Origin of the sequence: Virgisporangium aurantiacum (assembly GCF_016863635.1) — a bacterium.
GTDB classification, from domain to species: Bacteria; Actinomycetota; Actinomycetes; order Mycobacteriales; family Micromonosporaceae; genus Virgisporangium; species Virgisporangium aurantiacum.
The window spans coordinates 86,428-103,925 of the sequence record NZ_BOPG01000083.1 but is presented as its reverse complement, the minus strand read 5'-3'; the positions used below and the strand labels follow the sequence as shown (position 1 = coordinate 103,925).

Here is a 17,498-nt window from a genome sequence, read left to right as displayed (position 1 = left end):
CCAGCCCGACCATTGTCAAGGGCATAAGTGTCGGTAGTCGTCGTGGTCATGGCTCTCCGTTCAAGGGATTGGAACCCACCGAACCGCTCGGCGGGCAGCATTCATTGGCCGGGACATAGGCCGGCGTATTCGGCGCGGTATATGTGAGACGAGGACGGTGCCGGGCAGGCACGGCGGACGAGGAGGCTTATTCCAGGACAGCAGTCCAGGCATCACCGACTTGACGCCAACGTGGCTCAGTCGTACTCGTGTGGACAACGCGAAGTGCTCGTACGGCTGCCACCATCTGCACACGCGGAAGAGGAGATGCCGTTGTTACCTGGCATAGAGCATCCGCATGGACTTCCGACCCGCCGATCGTGACCCTCAGGAGCCAACGATCCCCGACGGGACGAAGGAACAAGCGCTTCGTGCCTCGCGGCGTACCAAGGGATGTATGCCGCTCGACCTCCTCGCTCAAGCGCTGAAGCATATTGCGACAGTTCCGCGCTGGATCGCCACGTCCACCAGACGCGATGTACCGATTTCCCACCGTCATGAACCCGCCGACGTCAGGGCTCCGAGGAACCCACCGCGTTGCGGCGCGACGCAGGGACGCTGGCGAACCGGAAGCCGAATCACCCTGCCTACCACTGCCGCACATACCGAGACAGGCGCAGCAGCGCCGAACCGGCGCGCCTTCACGGATGAACCCCTGCGCATACCATCCCACCCAACAATCGAGTGTTCTGGCCAGGAATATGCCTGCCACATCCCGCCGCACGCCAGAACTCGTTCGGTGTTGAGCGTGGTGCCAGAACCCGAAATGATCGACCCCAACAGCTGGGGATCATCAGAAACGACTTCTCCTCGCCGAGTGGGGAGAACCACCTCTGCGCCGCGCTGACGGTAAGCGCCATCGACGTCGACCACTACAGGCTGAGAGTCTTCTCCCCGCCATGCGGGGAGAAGCAACTATGAACTTCCAACTCAACCCGGATTGTGGATACCGTGCACGTAGGAAGCTGCCAACTACTTCGCCGGAGAGATCGGATGGCCAGAAGCGCACGTAGCTACCACGAGGAGGCCGAGCAGCTACGCGCCCACGGTTGGACCTATCGGGAGATCGTCGCTCGATGGCGGGATCGGCATGGATTCAATTCGCGCGTGGCGTTCCGGCTCGCGCATGGCATGACCCAGGCCGACGTGGCACAACGTTGGAACGAACAGTGGCCTGATTCGGACGCTCCAAAGACCGGCAAGCACATTTCATACTGGGAGATCTGGCCCGGCCCGGCTGGCCGGGCACCATCGGCCGAGACGCTGGACCGGGCTCGCATTCCTATACCGGTGCAGCGCTGGCGATCTGCTTGACGGTGCCGACTACAGCCACCTTGACTCCGCCTGCCTGTCGGCCGCAGGCGTCGGTGACCTTGATCCCGCCAAACTAAAACGGCAATCACCCGTGGCAGGAAGCACCACTTCACGCGTCACCGACCCGGTCGTTGCAGACCTGGAGGAGTTGACTCACACGTATCGAAAAGCCGACTACCGCGACGGCTCGCGACGAGTGAGCGCAGACGTCGTAGCTCACCTCCGTTCGATGCTCGACGCCAGCAACCGCACCGTCAGCAGCAGCACGCACCGCCGGATGCTGAGCGCGACCGGCGATGCTGCCCAGCTCGCCGCGTGGCTCGCGATCGATGCGCAGCGCTACGACCACGCCCGCGGGTACTGCCAGCTCGCGATGTCCCTCGCCGAGAGGGCCAACGACCGCACATTACTCGCCTACGGGATCGGCATCGTCGGCTACATACACCTGCACGCCGGCGACGGGCAAGCAGCCCTCCGGGAACTGAACAACGCAAGGGACATGGCGGGACGCGGGCTGCCTCCAGCCGTGGGATCCTGGCTACGCGAAGCCACCGGGGAGGCCTACGGCCTGCTCGACCAGTCAAGTCGCGGACTCGCGGCACTCGCCCAGGCCGAGCGCGCCTTCGACCGGATAACGCCCGAGAACACCCCGGCCTGGCTCAGCTTCTTCAACTCGTCCTGCCACGCCGCGCGACTCAAGGGCCGCTGCTTGACACGCCTCCACCAGCCGAAGGACGCCATACGCGCCTTGCACGAGGGATTGACGCTGCTACCAAACAGCTTCGTCCGGGAGCGCTCGGGAACGCTGATCGACCTCTCCCTGGCCTACATCCAGCTGAAGGAGATCGAGCAGGCGTGCGACGTGGCACGCCAAGCCGACGGTTTAGCCCGCCGAACGGAGTCCCTACGCAACCGGCAACGTCTCCGAACGCTCCTCGTCGAGCTCCTGCCCTGGACCTCGCTCGACTGCGTCCAGCGCCTGTACCGACAGGTCCTGCTTAACTAGAGGGCGTGCCGAGCGCCAACCAGCCCCACTGCCTGTGACCCGCCGGGCCTGGGCTGAGCTCATCCTGCTCTCCGCACTGTGGGGTGCCGTCTACCCGCTCATCGAGGTCGCACTGCGTGATCTCGAACCGAGCGTTGTCGTCCTGGGCCGAGTCTCCTTGGCGGCGCTGCTCCTCGTCCCGCTGGCGATCCGACGCGCGGCGCTCCGACCGCTGTGGCGCCACCCACGAGCGATCATCGAGACGGTCCTTGTGCAGTCGACGGCCCCGCTGCTGCTACTGACCCACGGACAGCGCTACGTCTCTTCCGGACTGGCTGGAATCCTGGTCGGCGCACAGCCTCTGTTCGTCGCTCTCCTGGCGATCCGGTACGCACCCGACGAACGCCCCCAGGGTCGCCGCGGCATCATCGGCATCGCCGCGGGACTGGCCGGCCTCATCATGCTCTTCGGCGTCGACCTTCGCGGAGGCTGGCAGACGCTCCTAGGCGGCGCGCTCGTCCTGGCCGCTGCGCTGGGCTACGCCGCCGGCGCAATCATGATCCACCGCCGGCACGCCGATGCCCAGCCCCTCGGCGTCGCCACCTCCGCCATGCTGGTCACCACGGCAGCCACCGCCATTCCCGCGAGTTTCGCGCTGCCTCCCCGTCCCCCGAGCATCGAAGCGAGCATCGCCCTGCTCGTCCTCGGACTCCTCTGCACCGGCGCCACCCTGGTCCTCTTCTACACGCTGATCGCGCGAAGCGGACCCGCCAGGGCGGCTCTGGCCTTCTACCTCTCCCCTGCCTTCGCCGTCGCGTTCGGCGCGGCCTTTCTCCATGAAGGTGTCAGCCCGACCGCGCTGGTGGGACTGGTAGCCATCATCGCCGGCTCAATCCTCGCCGCCCACCGCACCGAGCCGGCGCCACCGTGACGCCGACTGCCAGGCTGGGACTCACGCATCATGCTTCACCAACCGTCGCACTGGCCCTGGCAGCAGGCTTGGCAGACCCTGTTCGACCGGATCCACGCCCCGTCACCAGCCGCCTAAACCCCGCGCCTTCAAGCCTCAGCACGGAGAAAGCCGGACCGTCCGGCAGGTCATCCACGCCCCCCAGAGCCAGACCATCCGCCACCATCAATCACCCGGACGCGGACAGCCCTCGGACCAAGATCACCGGTGGATCGCGGCTAAGCTCAGGCGTCGTCGTGGGCAAGCGAGGACGACAGCTTGCGGTAGGTGTCGGCCTGTTCCAAGAGGGTCTCTGCCTTCTGCTCCAGGGCGCCGACCGCGTCGGCGCCAGCCGCCCAGCGCAGTGGCGGCTCGTCGGAGCCAACGAGTTCGATCAACGCCGCCGCGAGCTTTGCGGGGTCGCCGCCCTGCCGGCCGCTCATGCCGCTCCACGCGGTCACGGTCCGCCGGGTCCGCTCGGCGTAGTCATCGATGCTCGGCTCGGCAAAGCTGGTCGACTCCGGGGTGAGCAGGTCGGTGCGGAAGAACCCGGGCTCCACGATCATGGTGCGGATGCCGAACGGTGCGATCTCCGGAGCCAGCGATTCCATCCAGCCCTCAAGGCCGAACTTCGCCGCCGCATAAGCCGAGGTGAACTCCGCGCCGAGGAAGCCGGCCACCGACGAGATCGACACCACCAGTCCGGAACGCTTGCCGCGCATCACCGGCAGCACCGCGCGGGTGACATTGAGCGGGCCGAACAGGTTCGTCTCGACCTGAGCCCGGAAATCCTCGGGAGTGATCTCCTCGAAGAACCCGGCAATGAAGTTGCCGGCATTGTTGACCAGCACATCGATGCGCCCGAACCGGTCCACCGCAGCTTGGACGGCGGCCTGCGCGCCGGCGAGGTCGGTCACATCGAGCCGCACTGTCAGCAGGTCGTCGGTCCGGTTGCCGGTGACGCCGACAGCCTGCGCGACCTTGCCCGGATCGCGGCCGGTCGCGACCACGGCGTACCCGGCGGCCAGGGCGGCCTTCGCGATGTCCATGCCCATGCCCCGGCCGGCGCCGGTGACGAGGAGAACCTTCTTCTCAGCCATGCTGCTCACGTCCCTGTCGAGTAGGAACACCGCACCGAGGCAGATCCGACCGTGCCGAAAGACCGGGAAGCGGCGACGTCATCCAGGGAACCACTTCCCTCGAACGCGAAGAAGATGCTGCTGGAGGGTGTACTGATAGCCCACCACTCGCCACCGCGATCCGACCTAGCCTGGAAAGCGTGGACAACCGCGACGAGGTGAAAGCCTTCCTCAGCTCCCGCCGCGTCCGGATTACCCCCGAACGGGCCGGCCTGACCAGCTACAACCGCAACCGTCGGGTCCCCGGCCTACGCCGCAGCGAGGTAGCCGACCTCGCCGGGGTCAGCGTCGAGTACTACGCCCAACTCGAACGCGACAACCTCGCTGGCGCCCGCGATTTTGGCGCGACGAGGACCGTATCGCCGCCGACAACGTCGCGGCAACTCGGCTCATATATCGTTCTTCGTCAGCTCGAGGTCCTGAAAGGTCAACTCGGCCCATACCGGAGTAGCTCGATCGTTTCAGACTTTACCCTTCAGCTCGAGGAACAGCTTAGGCGACGAGCATGGATGTTCCGCGGATCAGGCACGGGCGCAACAACGACCAACCATGCGGATTCATGGTAGAGCCCGAGGGTGCTCCGCTATACGAGCGGGATCCTGAAGCCTGGCAAGCTTATTTGGCAGAAGGGAATGCGAAGCAGCCGAGGAAAAGGGTCAGTGCCGACGTAATTGTCTGTGACTCAGCGGGCCGAATACTCCTGGTGAATCCCAGCTACAAGCCAGACTGGGATGTTCCCGGTGGCATGGTCGAAGCCAACGAGCCACCCCACGCGGCGGCTCGCCGGGAGCTGAGGGAAGAACTTGGACTGGATGTCCAGGTCCGGCAGCTCCTGGTGATCGACTGGGTGTCACCGCACGGGCAATGGGACGACCTGTTGTCAATGGTGTTCGACAGCGCGCCCATCTCAGACGAGCAGATATCGAGCATTCAATTTGACGACACCGAGATCTCCGCATTCGAGCTCTGCGACCGGGACCAGGTCGAGGCTCGTCTACGTCCGTACGTATGGCGACGCGTCCTGGCGGCGCTGGAAGCCAAGGAATCAGGTATCCCCTCCTACCTGGCTGATGGCCGACGGTTGTAAGAATGCGGCCCCAGGGCGCTGCGTCAACCTGGTGCGACCACGAACAACCTTCTCGCCGACGCTGCTGCGCGCATCGAACGGCTCCGACGTCGTCACCCACCTTGACGAGATCGGGAGCCCGCCGAGTCGACCGCCATTGACGCACCTCAGCGGCCCGCTGCAGTGTCGAAACCCACCTACTGGCCAGCTGACCCGCTGACCCTTTGCGTCACGGTGGGATCAGATGGTCGGCGGTGGCCGGTGGGTCGGAGAAGCCGAGCGCCGTTTGCTCGACGGTCCGGTCGGCGGCGGTGAGCCGGCCCTCGTGCTGGCGCAGGTGCTCCTCCCAGGTGGAGACCGTGAACTGTTCGACGAACCGGTCCCGGCGGTCGGCATCGCGGTAGAGCTCCCACCTGGTCGCTCCTGTGCGCAGCCGCGAGCGGCGCAGGTGCCGCATCGCCGCCAGCCAGGCCTGCTCCTTCTCCGGTGCGATGGTGTAGGTGACGGTCACCTGGACGGGTCCGGTCGCGGGATCGGGGTCGAGACTGACCCGTGCCTCGGACCAGTAGACGACCGGGTCCGGATCGGTCTCACCGGCGTCCGCTACCGGCCAGACCAGCCCAACCCCGACGGCACCGAGTTCGAGGACAGCCGCCGCGACGAAGGTGGCGGTGAGGCCGGCCTGCTCGGCGACCACGCCCCACGCCAACGCGCCGAGCGCCTGGCAGCCGGTGAAGACCATCGTCCAGATGGCCATGCCGCGGGCCATCACCCACCGCGGCAGGAACAACTGCAGATCGGCGACCAGCCCGGAGATCGTGGCCGTCCAGGAGACACCGGCCAGCACCAGCACCCCAGCCGCCACGACGACGTTCGGCACGAGAACAAGCAGGGCCAACGCCGCCGCCAGGGCCACCCCGGCGACGGACAGGGTCGCGTTTGTCGACAGGAACCGGTTGACCCGGCCCAGCACCAGCGCACCGACGATCGCGCCGACACCGAGCGCGGCGAACAGAACCCCGTAACCGCCGGCACCGACGCCGAGCCGCCGGCTCGCGACCAGCGGCAGCAGCGCCCACATCGCCGCCGCGGGCACAATGAACACCGACAGCCGCACCAGGATCCGCCGAACGGACGTGTCGTGCCACACGTACCGACCGCCCGCCCGTAACGCCGGCGAGAACCGTTCCCGAGTAACGGCGGTCACGGTGGGCGTGCGGCGCCAGAACAGCAGCGCGACCGCCAACGGGAGCACCGACAACGCGTTGAGGGCGAACACCGTCGGCACCCCGGCGCTCGCGATGATCAGCCCCGCCACGGCGGGCCCGGCCGCGCGGGACAGGTTGATGCCGACCATCTCCAGCCGGGCGGCCGCCCGGATCTGGTGACGCGGCACCAGTTCCGGTGTGCTGGCCTGCCAGGCCGGAAGCTGGACCGCGCCGCCGACGCCGAGCAGGAACGTGAACACCAGCAGCAGCACCGGCGGCATCAGCCCAGCCAGAGTGAGCGCGAGCAGCGCAACGCCGACGACCAGGAAGTACACCTGGACGACGAACAGCAACCAGCGCCGGTCGAAGCTGTCTCCGAGCACCCCGGCCGGCATGGCCAGCAGCATGATCGGCAACGTGTTCGCCGCCTGCACCAGGGCCACGACGGCGGCGGCGTTCGGAACGTCGACGAGCAACCACTGCGCGCCGAGCGTCTGCATCCAGGTGCCCATGCCGGAGATCAGCACACCGATCCACAGCCAGGCGAACACCGGCCGCCGCAGCGGCGCCCACGGCGAAGACTCCAGACCGGCAGGGAGTGACGTCACGACCAGCGGAACTGCATCGCGTCCTCGTGCTTGTCGGTGTCGCGCATGGCGTCCAGCACGGCCATGTCGTCGGCGGAGATCTCGAAGTCGAGGGCCGCGTTCTGCTCGATGTGCGCGGTACTTGTCGCCTTCGGCAGCACCACGGCACCCTTCTGCAGCAGAAAGCGGATGCACAACTGCGGTGCGCTGACGCCGTATCGCGCCGCGATCTGCTCGATCTCGGGATGGTTGACGATGAGGCCGTGGGCGAACGGTGAGTAGGCCTCCACGACGATGTCGTGCTCGGCGCATGTGCGAACGGTGTCGGACGGGTCGAGCCCGATGAACCAGCGGATCTGGTTGACCATCGGCTTGACGGTGCACGCCGGCAGGAGGCTGTCCAGGTCGTCGGGGTCGAAGTTCGACACGCCGATGGCCGGACCCGTCCGCTGGCCAGGAACTCCTCCATGGCCTTCCAGATCTGCCGGTTCTCCTCGCGGCAGTCCTTGCCCATCTCGTCCCACGGCCACGGCGCATGCACCAGGTAGAGGTCGAGGTAGTCCAGGCCGATCTCGGCCATGGTGGTCTCGAACTCCTCGACCGCCGTGTCGTAGTCCTTGGCCTCGGCCGGCAACTTCGAGGTGATGTAGAGATCCTCGCGTGCGATGCCGGAGTCACGCACCGCCCGGCCGACGGATGCCTCGTTGTCGTAGGCGCGGGCCGTGTCGATGTGACGGTAGCCGAGGCGCAGCGCGTCGGCGACGGCGTTGTAGCACTCGTCGCCGTCCTTGAGCAGCCACGTCCCGAACCCGATTTTCGGGATCCGGTCACCGTTGCTCAGGGTCAAGGTGTCGGTCAGCATGACGGTTTCTCCTCGGGTCGGGATGTGCGTCAGCGGCGGCGGGCCGACGGTTGCAGGAACGGGCTGGCCCAGCCGTTGTCGGCCGGGTTGAGGGTAAGGCCCGGCGGGACGATCGCGTCGATGCCGTCGAGGACGTCATCGGTGAGGACCGTGTCTGCGGCGGCCAACTGTGATTCGAGGTGTTCCATGGTGCGCGGGCCGATGATGGCGCTCGTGACGGCGGGGTGGCGCAGGACGAACGCGATGGCGAGCTCGATCAGGCTGATTCCGGCCTTGTCGGCCAACTGAGCCAGGGCGTCGGCGGCGTCGAGCTTGCGTTGGTTCTCCGGCAACGACATGTCGAAGCGGACGGCAGGGCGGGCAGCCGCAGTCGGACCGGAGTGCTCGTCCTTGCGGTAACGGCCGGACAGCCAGCCGCCGGCGAGCGGGCTGTAGGACAGCACACCCATGCCGTACCGCTGGGTCAGCGGGAGGATCTCGTGCTCGATGTTGCGGGTCAGGATCGAGTACGTCGGCTGCTCGGTGACGAACCGTTCCCGACCCCGGTCACGGGCGACGTACTGCGCGTCGATGAGCGCCGACGCGGGGAACGTCGAGTGGCCGATGTACCGGACCTTGCCGGCACGGATGAGGTCGGTCAGCGCACCCAACGTCTCGTCGAGGTCGACGGCCGGGTCGTAGCGGTGCATCTGGTACAGGTCGATGTGGTCGGTACCGAGCCGACGCAACGAGTTCTCGACCGAGGTCATGATCCAGCGGCGAGAGCCGCCGCGGTGGTTGGGGTCGTCGTCGAAGGGCATGAAGAACTTCGTGGCGAGGACGACGTCCTCACGGCGTCCCTTCAACGCCTTTCCGACGATGACCTCCGACTCGCCCTGCGAGTAGACATCGGCGGTGTCGACGAAGTTGATCCCGGCGTCGAGGGCCCGGTGGATGACGCGGACGCTCTCGTCGTGGTCCTTGGTGCCCCAGTCGCCGAACATCATGGTGCCCAGGCACAGTGTGCTGACCGAGACGCCGGTGCGCCCGAGTGGACGGTGTTCCATTCTCATGCTCCGTTCGGGATGACGTCGTCGATGAGCCGGATCGCGTTGAGGGTGCGGGGATAGCCGATGAACGGCAGCAGCTGGGTCGCCTTTCAGGAGGTCGGGACCAGGCGGATGGTCACCGGGACGGCCTTTGCCCCGACGACGGTGCCGACGATGGCCGGGCCGTAGCGGTCGTACTTGGCGTGGTAGGCCTTATCGATCGCCGGATGGACGTCGGACGCAGCGGATTCGAAGCTGACGTCGCGTTCCACTCCGCCGGCGCGGATCCGACCGACGCCGCTGGCCGTCGCCCGCCGGTACCACGGGTTGTCCGGGCCGTGCGCCGACCGCACGTACACGTCGCCGCCGGCGCGGACCACCCACATCGTCACGAACGGGCGCAGCGTGCCGTCGTCGCGCCGGGATGCGAGCTGGAGTTCCTCGGCGTCGCCGACACGGTCGAGTTCATCATCGGTCCAGGTCACGGTCATGGCTGGATCAGGACCTTCAGGGCGGTCCGGTCGGCCATGGCGCGGTAGCCGTCGGGTACCTGGTCGAGGTTGACCGTGCGGTCGAACACCTTGCCCGGCTGCACGCGGCCCTCGAGGATGTCGGGCATCAGCTCCTCGATGTAGGCGCGCGCCGGTGCCACTCCGCCGGTCAACGTGATGTTGCGGAAGAACACGCCGAAGTCGGCGGGCACGTCGGGGTACTGGGGCGCGCCGACCCGGCTGACGGTGCCGCCGGCCCGGACGACGCCGAACGCGGTCTCGATGGCGGGCTTCAACCCGACGCACTCCAGCACGGTGTGGGTGCCGTCGCCGCCGGTCAGCTCCCGGACCCGCTCGACGCCCTCGGCGCCGCGTTCGGCGACGACGTCGGTGGCGCCGAACTCGCGACCGAGATCGGTGCGGTCCTTGTGCCGGCCCATCAGGATGATGCGCTCCGCGCCGAGCCGCTTCGCCGCGAGGACCGCGGACAGCCCCACCGCGCCGTCACCGATGACGGTGACCGTCGTGCGCGGGCCGACTCCGGCGGTGACCGCGCAGTGGTGACCGGTCGGGAACACGTCGGACAGGCTCAGCAGCGACGGCAGCAGCGCCGAGTCTTCAGCGACCGGCAGCTTGACCAGGGTGCCCTGGGCCTGCGGCACCCGTACGGCCTCGCCCTGGCCACCGTCGACACCGTTCGAGCCCCAGCCGCCGCCGTGCCGGCACGAGGTGTGCAGGCCCTCCCGGCAGAAGTCACAGGTGTTGTCGGCCCACACGAACGGCGCCACCACCAGATCGCCACGGGACAGGCCGGACACCTCGGCGCCGGTGTCCTCGACGACACCGATGAACTCGTGCCCGATCCGCCGGCCCTGCTCGCCGGCCGGCATCGAGCCGTAGGGCCACAGGTCGCTGCCGCAGATACACGACCGCACCACCCGCACCAGCGCATCGGTCGGTTCCCGTAGGACCGGGTCCGGAACGGTCTCCACCCGGACATCACCGGCACCGTAGATCATGGTTGCTCGCATCAGCATTGAATCCTTTACACACATGGGATACCGCCCACGCGGAATGCGTGGCACGGGTCTTCACGTCCGGGTCTGTGCGGGTACTTCCCGCGCGACGGCGGTCTACTCCACCGACCGGCGAGCCGGCCGCTCATGTGGCGCCGTGCTCCAGCTGGCCAGCAGGTCGAGGGCCTCGCGGGCGGGGCTGCCGGGTTCGGCGGTGTAGGCGTTGAGCCGTAGACCCGGATCGGTGACGAGCTCCAGCGACTCGTAGGCCAGGGTGAGCTCGCCGACGACCGGGTGCTGCAGGCGTTTGACGCCGCTGCGGTGCAACCGCACGTCATGCGCCGCCCACCAGGTCCGGAACACCTCGCTGCGGGTGGACAGCTCACCGATCAGATCGGTGAGGGCGCGGTCGTACGGATCGCGGCCCGCCTCGGCCCGCAGCAACGCCACGGAGTCCGCGGCCACGGTCTCCCAGCCGACGTAGAAGGTCTGCGCGGCCGGGTCGAGAAAGAGGAACCGGGCCATGTTCGGCACCGGCGCCGCGGTATCGAAGAGCGGCGCGAACACCGCCCGGCCCAGCGCGTTCGCACCGAGCACGTCGAGGCGGCCGTTGCGGACGTACGCCGGCGCCATCGTCATCGCGTCCAGCAGCAGATGAACTCCCGGCCGCAGGGTGGGGCCGGGCCGGCGCCGTCTCCGTGCCGTGGTGGCGCTGGTGTTGGCCGCCCGGGCCAGGTCGAACAGGTGGACGCGTTCGGCTTCGTCGAGTTGCAACGCCCGGGCCAGGGCCTCCAGGACGCTGTCGGAGACACCGGCCAGGTTGCCGCGCTCCAGCCGGGTGTAGTAGTCGACACTCACCCCGGCCAGCAACGCCACCTCCTCGCGACGCAGCCCGGCCACCCGACGGTGACCGCCGCCGTAGGCGGGCAGACCCGCCCGCTCCGGGCTGAGCCGGGCGCGGCGGGTGGTCAGGAAGTCACGGACCTCGGAACGACTGTTCACGCCCTTGACGCTACGACCAGCCCGGACGGTCAGGGAGGGTCTGCCATTACCTGGAACAGCGGACACTGCCTGGGACACACGGGCAGGCCGGCGTGCGACGTGCAGGCCCAGCGGCCCGGCCACAGCTCTGGTGCGGCGAATCCCTCGGGAGTTGACCCCTGCACAAGGTCTTGGCACACGTCAGACCTGCGAACGCGAGGCGATGAAGTCCGCGTCGGCGACTGTGCTCGACACTACGCGGCGCCGCAGATGCCCGGCGCCGCGGCGGTGATCGTGCCTGGCGTAGTGGCCGAGCAGGAGGTCGTGGCCCAGGTCGTTGTCGAGGTCGCGCCAGATGGCGTGGATGTGGTTGCCGGCGGCGACCGCGTTGTCAGACTCGACGAGCAGGCGCCGGGTCGAAACCCGGAAGTAGTAGGAGGTGTCCGGGCGCAGGCCGCCGGCCCAGGCGAACGTCAACCCGTCGGCCGGCTCGGCCTCGACGGCGAGGCGGTACTGCCGGGCCAGTTCATCCGGGCCAGTGCCGACGAAATGCAGCAGCAGGTCCCGGGCCAGCGCGAGGTCGTCGGTGCTCAGCTCGGCACCGTTCAAGCCCGACGGTGACGCCTTCTCGAAGCGCAGTGCCCAGCGGTCGTCGTCGGTGGTCTCGTAGGTCTCGATGCCGAGGTCGACGTGGTCGGGCAGCTCGACGTCGCCGACCTTCGGCACCTGGCGGGTGGTGAAGTCGGCCGGGGCCACGTCGTGGATGTGTGTCGTGGCGCGTTGTTCGGGGCTCAGGCGGCCGAGCAGGTCGAAGGCCATCCGCTGGCTGGCGCCGAGCGGGTCGAGTACGCCGGCCGGGAACGGTTGCGCGCCCAGCACCGTGGGGGTCACGGTCAGGTACTCCTGGCCGACGACGGTGTAGTTGAGGCAGAGGTGGTGACCCATCACCCGCCAGCCCCAGGTGTCCTCGAACGCCGGTCTCCCGAACCAGCTGAACAGGTAGTTCTCGGGATCGCGGAAGTCGGCCGCGTACACACCGAATCCGCGGTCGATCACCTCGGTGGCGCGGAGGACGTTCTCCGTGGCCATCACCGCCAACGCCTGGCTGTACCCGCGGATGCTGAGCCCGGCCCGCATCAGCGTGTGGGCGAGGGCCTTCTGGTGCCGGTCGAGTTCGAACAGCGGGACGCCGGTGCGGTCGGGCTTGGGAATGAAGTCCCAGTCGACGCGGGCCGGGTCGTCGAACGGGAACTGCGCGCGCGACTTCTGGTCGGCGGTGAACGATCCCAGCAGCGACCAGGTGGTGAACAGCATGTCGCGGATCGCCGTCGGCGCCCGGTAGGTCAGGTGCGGATCGGATGTCACCGGTGAACCCCCTCGTGCGGGTCGGGCGTCAGCGTGTACTTGGTCTGCAGGTACTCGTGGATGCCCTCGGCGCCGCCTTCCCGGCCGAGGCCGGAGAGCCGCCAGCCGCCGAACGGCGCCGCCGCGTTCGACACGACGCCGACGTTGAGCCCCATCATCCCGGTGCGCAGCCGCTCGATCATGCGTTGCCCGCGTGCGAGGTTCTCCGTGTACACATACGACACCAGGCCGTACTCGGTGTTGTTGGCGACGCGAACGGCCTCGTCCTCGTCGTCGAACGGAACGACGGCCAGCACCGGACCGAAGATCTCCGCGCGGAGCAGGGCACTGTCGGGCGGAACGTCGCCGAGCACGGTGGCAGCGTAGAACGCTCCGGGTCCTTCGACCGGCGCGCCGCCGGTGCACACCGTCGCGCCCCGGCCGACCGCGTCGCGGACGAGGTGGTCCACCTTCGCGACCGCGCGGTCGTCGATCAGCGGACCGATCGTGACGCCCTGGGTGGTGCCGCGCCCGGTGACGAACGTGCGCACGCGCCCGGTGACCCGGCGCGTGAACTCCTCGACGATCGAGCGCTGCACGATGAAGCGGTTCGCGGCGGTGCACGCCTGCCCGATGTTGCGGAACTTCGCCGCGATCGCGCCGTCGACGGCCCGGTTCAGGTCGGCGTCGTCGAAGACGACGAATGGCGCGTTGCCCCCGAGTTCCATCGACGTGCGGAGCACGCCGTCGGCCGCCTGCGCCAGCAGCCGGCGACCCACGGCCGTGGAACCGGTGAAGGAGAGCTTGCGCAGCCGCGGGTCGCGCAGGAGCGGTTCCGCGACGGTGCCCGCGTCAGCGGTCGTGATCACGTTGAGCACGCCGTCCGGCACCCCCGCCTCGGCGAGCAGCGTGGCGAGGAACAGCGTCGTCAGCGGCGTGAGTTCGGCCGGCTTGACCACGACGGTGCAGCCGGCCGCAAGGGCGGGTGCAATCTTGCGGGTGGCCATCGCGAGCGGGAAGTTCCACGGCGTGATCAGCAGGCACGGCCCGACCGGGTGCCGGGTGACGATCATCCGGCCGGTGCCCTCCGGGTTCGGGTCGTAGCGACCCTGGATCCGCGGCGCCTCCTCGCTGAACCAGCGCAGGAACTCCGCGCCGTAGGCGACCTCGCCGCGCGCCTCGGCGAGCGGCTTGCCCATCTCGATCGTCATCAGCAATGCGACGTCGTCCGCCCGCGAGCGCAGCAGGTCGAACGCGCGCCGCAGCACTTCCGCGCGCTCCCGGGCCGGTGTCGCCGCCCAGCCGGGAAACGCCCGGTCGGCGGCGTCCAGCGCCGCGAGGCCGTCGGCGACCGAGCCGTCGGCGACCTCCGCGACGACGGCGCCCGTCGCGGGGTCGTGGACACCGAATGTGGCGCCGGTCGAGGCGGCTCGCCACCGTCCACCGATGAACAACCGGTCGGGGACGGCCGCCAACAGGTCGGCCTCGTTCACGACGGGAGCATCGCCATGAGGTCGCACTGCACCAGCACGCCCCCGTCGAGCAGCGCCGCCATCGCCTGGCGGGCCGGGCGGCTGGCCGGGTCGGGGAACATCGCGAGCCACTCCCGGTTGAGCGCCGCGCGGTCGCGGGGGTCGGCGAGCCAGAACGTCATCTTGATGATGTCGTCGGTGCTCGCGCCGGCCGCGGCCATCAGCGCGCGCACGTGCGTGAAGACGTTCGCGCACTGCGCGTCGAGACCGGCGGGCAGCTCGCGGGTGGCCGGGTCACGGCCGGTGAGCAGGCCGGAGACGAGCAGGTTCCCGATCCGGCTCGCGGCCGGGATGGGGTTCGCGTGGGCGAACCCTTCGATCTCGACGCTGACCCTCATGCGGGCTCCTCGACGATGCGGTTCTCGATGGCGCCGAGACCGGCGATCTCGGCCCGTACGACGTCGCCGACCTTCAGGAAGCGACCCGTGGGTGCGCCGATCCCGGACGGCGTGCCGGTGGCCAGGATGTCACCCGGCATCAGCGTCATCACCTGCGTGAGGTATGCGATCTGCGCGTAGATGTCGTAAATCATGTCGCCGGTGGTGAAATCCTGGCGGATCTCGCCGTTGACGGTCAGCGTCATCCCGAGCGCGAGCGGGTCGGCGATCTCGTCGTCGGTGGTCAGCCACGGCCCGATCGGCCCGTGGGTGTCGAACGACTTGCCGAGCGTGAACGTGGGCGACCGCTTCTGCAGCCAGTCGCGCACCGAGAAGTCGTTGCAGATGAGGTAGCCCGCGATCACCGAGCGGGCCGCCTCAACGGGCACGTGCCGGCAGCGGCGGCCGATGACCACGCCGAGCTCGATCTCGTAGTCGAGCTGGTCAGAGACGACCGGCTTGTGGACATCGTCGTGGGGCCCGACGACGCAGGACACCTGCTTGTTGAACCAGAACTGGCTGGTGGGGATCGGAATGCCGGCCCGCCGCGCCTCCTCGGCGTGCTCCCGGTAGTTCATGCCGATGCCGAGGTACTTCTGCGGGTCGTCGACGGGCGCGTCGAGGGTGACGTCCGCGAGCGGGTACGTGGGACCGTCAAAAGCGCGGATCGCGTCCCTCAGCTCGGAAAGGTCGGGGAGAAGAGCGCGCAACGAGATCCCGAAACCGTCGGAGATGTCGGTGACGCGGTCGCCGTCGACGCGGCCGAGCCGGGCCGGGCCGCCGGCGACGTGGAACCGGGCGAGTCTCATGAACCCTCCGAGGCGAGCGCCGGCCACGCGCGTTCGCCCAGCGGCGTCATCTGGAAACTGACGAACCGCCACGCCCCGTCGTCGCAGCGCCGCAGCACCTGCGTGGCGACGCCGTCGAGCGTCCGTTCGCCGCCGTCGCGGGTGCGCAGCCGGTTGGTGAGCGGACCGGTCACGACCGCCACGTCGCCGAACACCCGGATCGTCAGCTCGCCCCGGACGACGTCGAGGTACGCCTGGTTCGTGGCGACGTGCTCCAACAACTGGGCCTTGTCGTGAGTCACGCCGGGGGCGTGGATGTGCACGAGCGACTCGTCGAACAGGTCGTCGAGCGCGGCGAGGTCACCGGCGATCAGTGCGCGGCGCCGGCGCTCCTCCACGGCGAGGATTTCGGCGTTCATACGAGTGCGTCCGGGGACCGGAAGCCGGTGGTCTCGCCCGCCTCGTGTCCCGGCCGGGGCTGCCCGACGAGCGCGTGGTACCGGCTGAAGATGCCGTCGGCCTCGGCCAGCGGCAGCACCTCCTCGACGTTCGAGAACGGCCTGCCGTCGGTGCGTTCGGCGACGATCCGGCGGATCACCTCGTAGCCCTCGCCGCGGTTGGCCAGCACGATCCGGTTGACCGTCGCCAACCGGGCGCTCTCGTACGCCCGCAGCGCCTCGGCGGGGTCGTCGATCGTGGCCAGCCTGTCGGCGATGACCCCGGCGTCGACGAGCGCCTGGCACCAGCCGTTCCCGCCGCGCGGGTACATCGCGTGCGCGGCGTCGCCGGCGAGCGCGACGCGCCCGTCGACCCAGCTGTCGAGCGGTTCGTGGTCGATGAGCGGCATCAGGTAGACCTCGCGGGCGTTGCGCATCATTTGCTGCACGTCGAGGAACGGAAGCGTGCAGGTGTCGTAGTGGTGCATGATCTCGTCGACGCCGCCGGTCTGGTTCCAGTCCTCCACCGACGCGTCCCGCACCGCTTCGACGACCCAGTTGACCAGGGTCAGGCCGGAACCCTCGAAGTCGTCGGCGATCGGGTAGACGATCATGCTGGACACCCGCGGGTCGCCGATGTGCAGGATCGTGTGGCCGCCCTTGAACGGCTCCATCAGCGTGGTACCGCGCCACATCGTGATGCCGGAGTACTTCGGCTCGGCGCTCTCGGGGTGCATCTGCGTGCGCACGGCCGACTTGATGCCGTCGGCGGCGATCACCACGTCGGCGGTCACGTCGCTTGCCGCGCCGTCGAAGTGCAGGGTGACCGAGTCGGCGTTCTGCGTGTAGCCGGTGCACCGGGCACCCAGCACGACGGAGTCGGCGCCGAGGCGCTTCAGGACGGTCCGGTAGAACAGCATCTGCAACGCCCCACGACGGACGAACCGCTGCTCGTGCAGGTAGCCCATGTGCACACCGCACAACTCGGCGTAGATCTCCTGCCCGTGGTTGTTGTAGAAGATCGACTCCTGGGCGTCGACCGACACCGCGCGGAACTCCTCCAGCAGGCCGAGCTCGTCGATCTCGCGCGTGCCGTAGACCTTGGTGTCGATGCCGACGCCGAGTGGCTTGAGTTCGCCGACCGCCTCGTAGATCCGCGGGCGGAAGCCCCGTTGGTGGAGCCGCAGCGCGGTAGCCAGTCCGCACGGGCCGGCACCGATGATGGCGATGTCGAGCATGTGTGTCCTCCCGTGAGGCGGGCGTGTACGAGATCGTACACGATTCCGGTATCTAACTCCGGGCTCCGCGAGCGGTCAACACTGGTAGACCATTCTTAGCATTTCCACAGGATGTCG

The 17,498-nt window shown here is 68.6% G+C and carries 16 protein-coding genes and 1 pseudogene; 4 read left to right on the top strand and 13 right to left on the bottom strand.

The genetic code is table 11. The features are described 5' to 3' along the window. Positions 1-1,213: 1,213 nt before the first annotated feature. Both Vau01_RS51730 and Vau01_RS51725 read left to right on the top strand, forming a co-directional pair. The gene (locus Vau01_RS51730) at positions 1,214-2,359 is read left to right on the top strand and encodes an NsdA family TPR-like regulatory protein (RefSeq protein ID WP_506020375.1); all 1,146 of its coding nucleotides are present in this window, start codon (positions 1,214-1,216) and stop codon (positions 2,357-2,359) included. Between the two features lie 34 nt (positions 2,360-2,393). Beyond that, positions 2,394-3,269 (top strand): DMT family transporter, encoded by an 876-nt coding sequence (locus Vau01_RS51725; protein WP_204008782.1) that lies wholly within the window; start codon positions 2,394-2,396, stop codon positions 3,267-3,269. A gap of 263 nt (positions 3,270-3,532) precedes the next feature. Here Vau01_RS51725 and Vau01_RS51720 read toward each other — a convergent pair whose 3' ends face one another. Further along, positions 3,533-4,387, bottom strand: coding sequence for an SDR family oxidoreductase (locus tag Vau01_RS51720; RefSeq protein ID WP_275424042.1), 855 nt, complete (start codon positions 4,385-4,387; stop codon positions 3,533-3,535). A gap of 179 nt (positions 4,388-4,566) precedes the next feature. Between Vau01_RS51720 and Vau01_RS65100 the strand changes: the two genes are divergently transcribed. Next, positions 4,567-4,992 (top strand): hypothetical protein, encoded by a 426-nt coding sequence (locus Vau01_RS65100; RefSeq protein ID WP_308440523.1) that lies wholly within the window; start codon positions 4,567-4,569, stop codon positions 4,990-4,992. Beyond that, complete coding sequence (locus tag Vau01_RS51710; protein WP_308440522.1) at positions 4,932-5,513, top strand: NUDIX domain-containing protein; 582 nt, start codon at positions 4,932-4,934, stop codon at positions 5,511-5,513. Before Vau01_RS65100 ends, Vau01_RS51710 begins: the two co-directional genes overlap by 61 nt. A 208-nt stretch (positions 5,514-5,721) precedes the next feature. On the opposite strand, the gene Vau01_RS51705 is transcribed toward Vau01_RS51710, so the two are convergent. The 12 genes and pseudogenes from Vau01_RS51705 to Vau01_RS51645 all read right to left on the bottom strand — a co-directional run bounded on the left by Vau01_RS51705 (position 5,722) and on the right by Vau01_RS51645 (position 17,381). Then, positions 5,722-7,308, bottom strand: coding sequence for an MFS transporter (locus Vau01_RS51705; RefSeq protein ID WP_239152653.1), 1,587 nt, complete (start codon positions 7,306-7,308; stop codon positions 5,722-5,724). After that, a pseudogene (locus tag Vau01_RS64075) lies at positions 7,305-8,149 on the bottom strand (aldo/keto reductase). Before Vau01_RS64075 ends, Vau01_RS51705 begins: the two are co-directional and overlap by 4 nt. A 29-nt stretch (positions 8,150-8,178) precedes the next feature. Next, a complete protein-coding gene (locus Vau01_RS51690; protein ID WP_204008774.1) occupies positions 8,179-9,195 on the bottom strand; it encodes an aldo/keto reductase in 1,017 nt (338 codons plus the stop codon). Between the two features lie 92 nt (positions 9,196-9,287). Next, positions 9,288-9,668 carry a DUF2255 family protein gene (locus tag Vau01_RS51685; RefSeq protein WP_204008772.1) on the bottom strand — a complete coding sequence of 127 codons (381 nt, stop codon included), beginning with the start codon at positions 9,666-9,668 and terminating at the stop codon, positions 9,288-9,290. Continuing rightward, on the bottom strand, positions 9,665-10,699 hold the full coding sequence (locus tag Vau01_RS51680) for a zinc-binding dehydrogenase (RefSeq protein WP_204008770.1): 1,035 nt from the start codon (positions 10,697-10,699) through the stop codon (positions 9,665-9,667). Before Vau01_RS51680 ends, Vau01_RS51685 begins: the two co-directional genes overlap by 4 nt. A gap of 102 nt (positions 10,700-10,801) precedes the next feature. Continuing rightward, entirely contained in the window at positions 10,802-11,686 is an 885-nt protein-coding gene (locus Vau01_RS51675; RefSeq protein WP_204008769.1) for a helix-turn-helix transcriptional regulator, read from the bottom strand. 180 nt (positions 11,687-11,866) lie between these two features. Then, positions 11,867-13,030: a DUF3500 domain-containing protein gene (locus Vau01_RS51670; protein WP_204008768.1), complete on the bottom strand. Its 1,164-nt coding sequence runs from the start codon at positions 13,028-13,030 to the stop codon at positions 11,867-11,869. Then, positions 13,027-14,502 carry an NAD-dependent succinate-semialdehyde dehydrogenase gene (locus Vau01_RS51665; protein ID WP_239152651.1) on the bottom strand — a complete coding sequence of 492 codons (1,476 nt, stop codon included), beginning with the start codon at positions 14,500-14,502 and terminating at the stop codon, positions 13,027-13,029. The genes Vau01_RS51670 and Vau01_RS51665 overlap by 4 nt, the downstream gene beginning before the upstream one ends. Continuing rightward, positions 14,499-14,879: a RidA family protein gene (locus tag Vau01_RS51660; protein WP_204008766.1), complete on the bottom strand. Its 381-nt coding sequence runs from the start codon at positions 14,877-14,879 to the stop codon at positions 14,499-14,501. Before Vau01_RS51660 ends, Vau01_RS51665 begins: the two co-directional genes overlap by 4 nt. Beyond that, entirely contained in the window at positions 14,876-15,727 is an 852-nt protein-coding gene (locus Vau01_RS51655; protein WP_204008765.1) for a fumarylacetoacetate hydrolase family protein, read from the bottom strand. The genes Vau01_RS51660 and Vau01_RS51655 overlap by 4 nt, the downstream gene beginning before the upstream one ends. Next, on the bottom strand, positions 15,724-16,125 hold the full coding sequence (locus tag Vau01_RS51650; protein WP_204008764.1) for a YybH family protein: 402 nt from the start codon (positions 16,123-16,125) through the stop codon (positions 15,724-15,726). Before Vau01_RS51650 ends, Vau01_RS51655 begins: the two co-directional genes overlap by 4 nt. Continuing rightward, positions 16,122-17,381, bottom strand: coding sequence for an FAD-dependent monooxygenase (locus Vau01_RS51645; protein WP_204008762.1), 1,260 nt, complete (start codon positions 17,379-17,381; stop codon positions 16,122-16,124). The genes Vau01_RS51650 and Vau01_RS51645 overlap by 4 nt, the downstream gene beginning before the upstream one ends. Between the last annotated feature and the right edge of the window lie 117 nt (positions 17,382-17,498).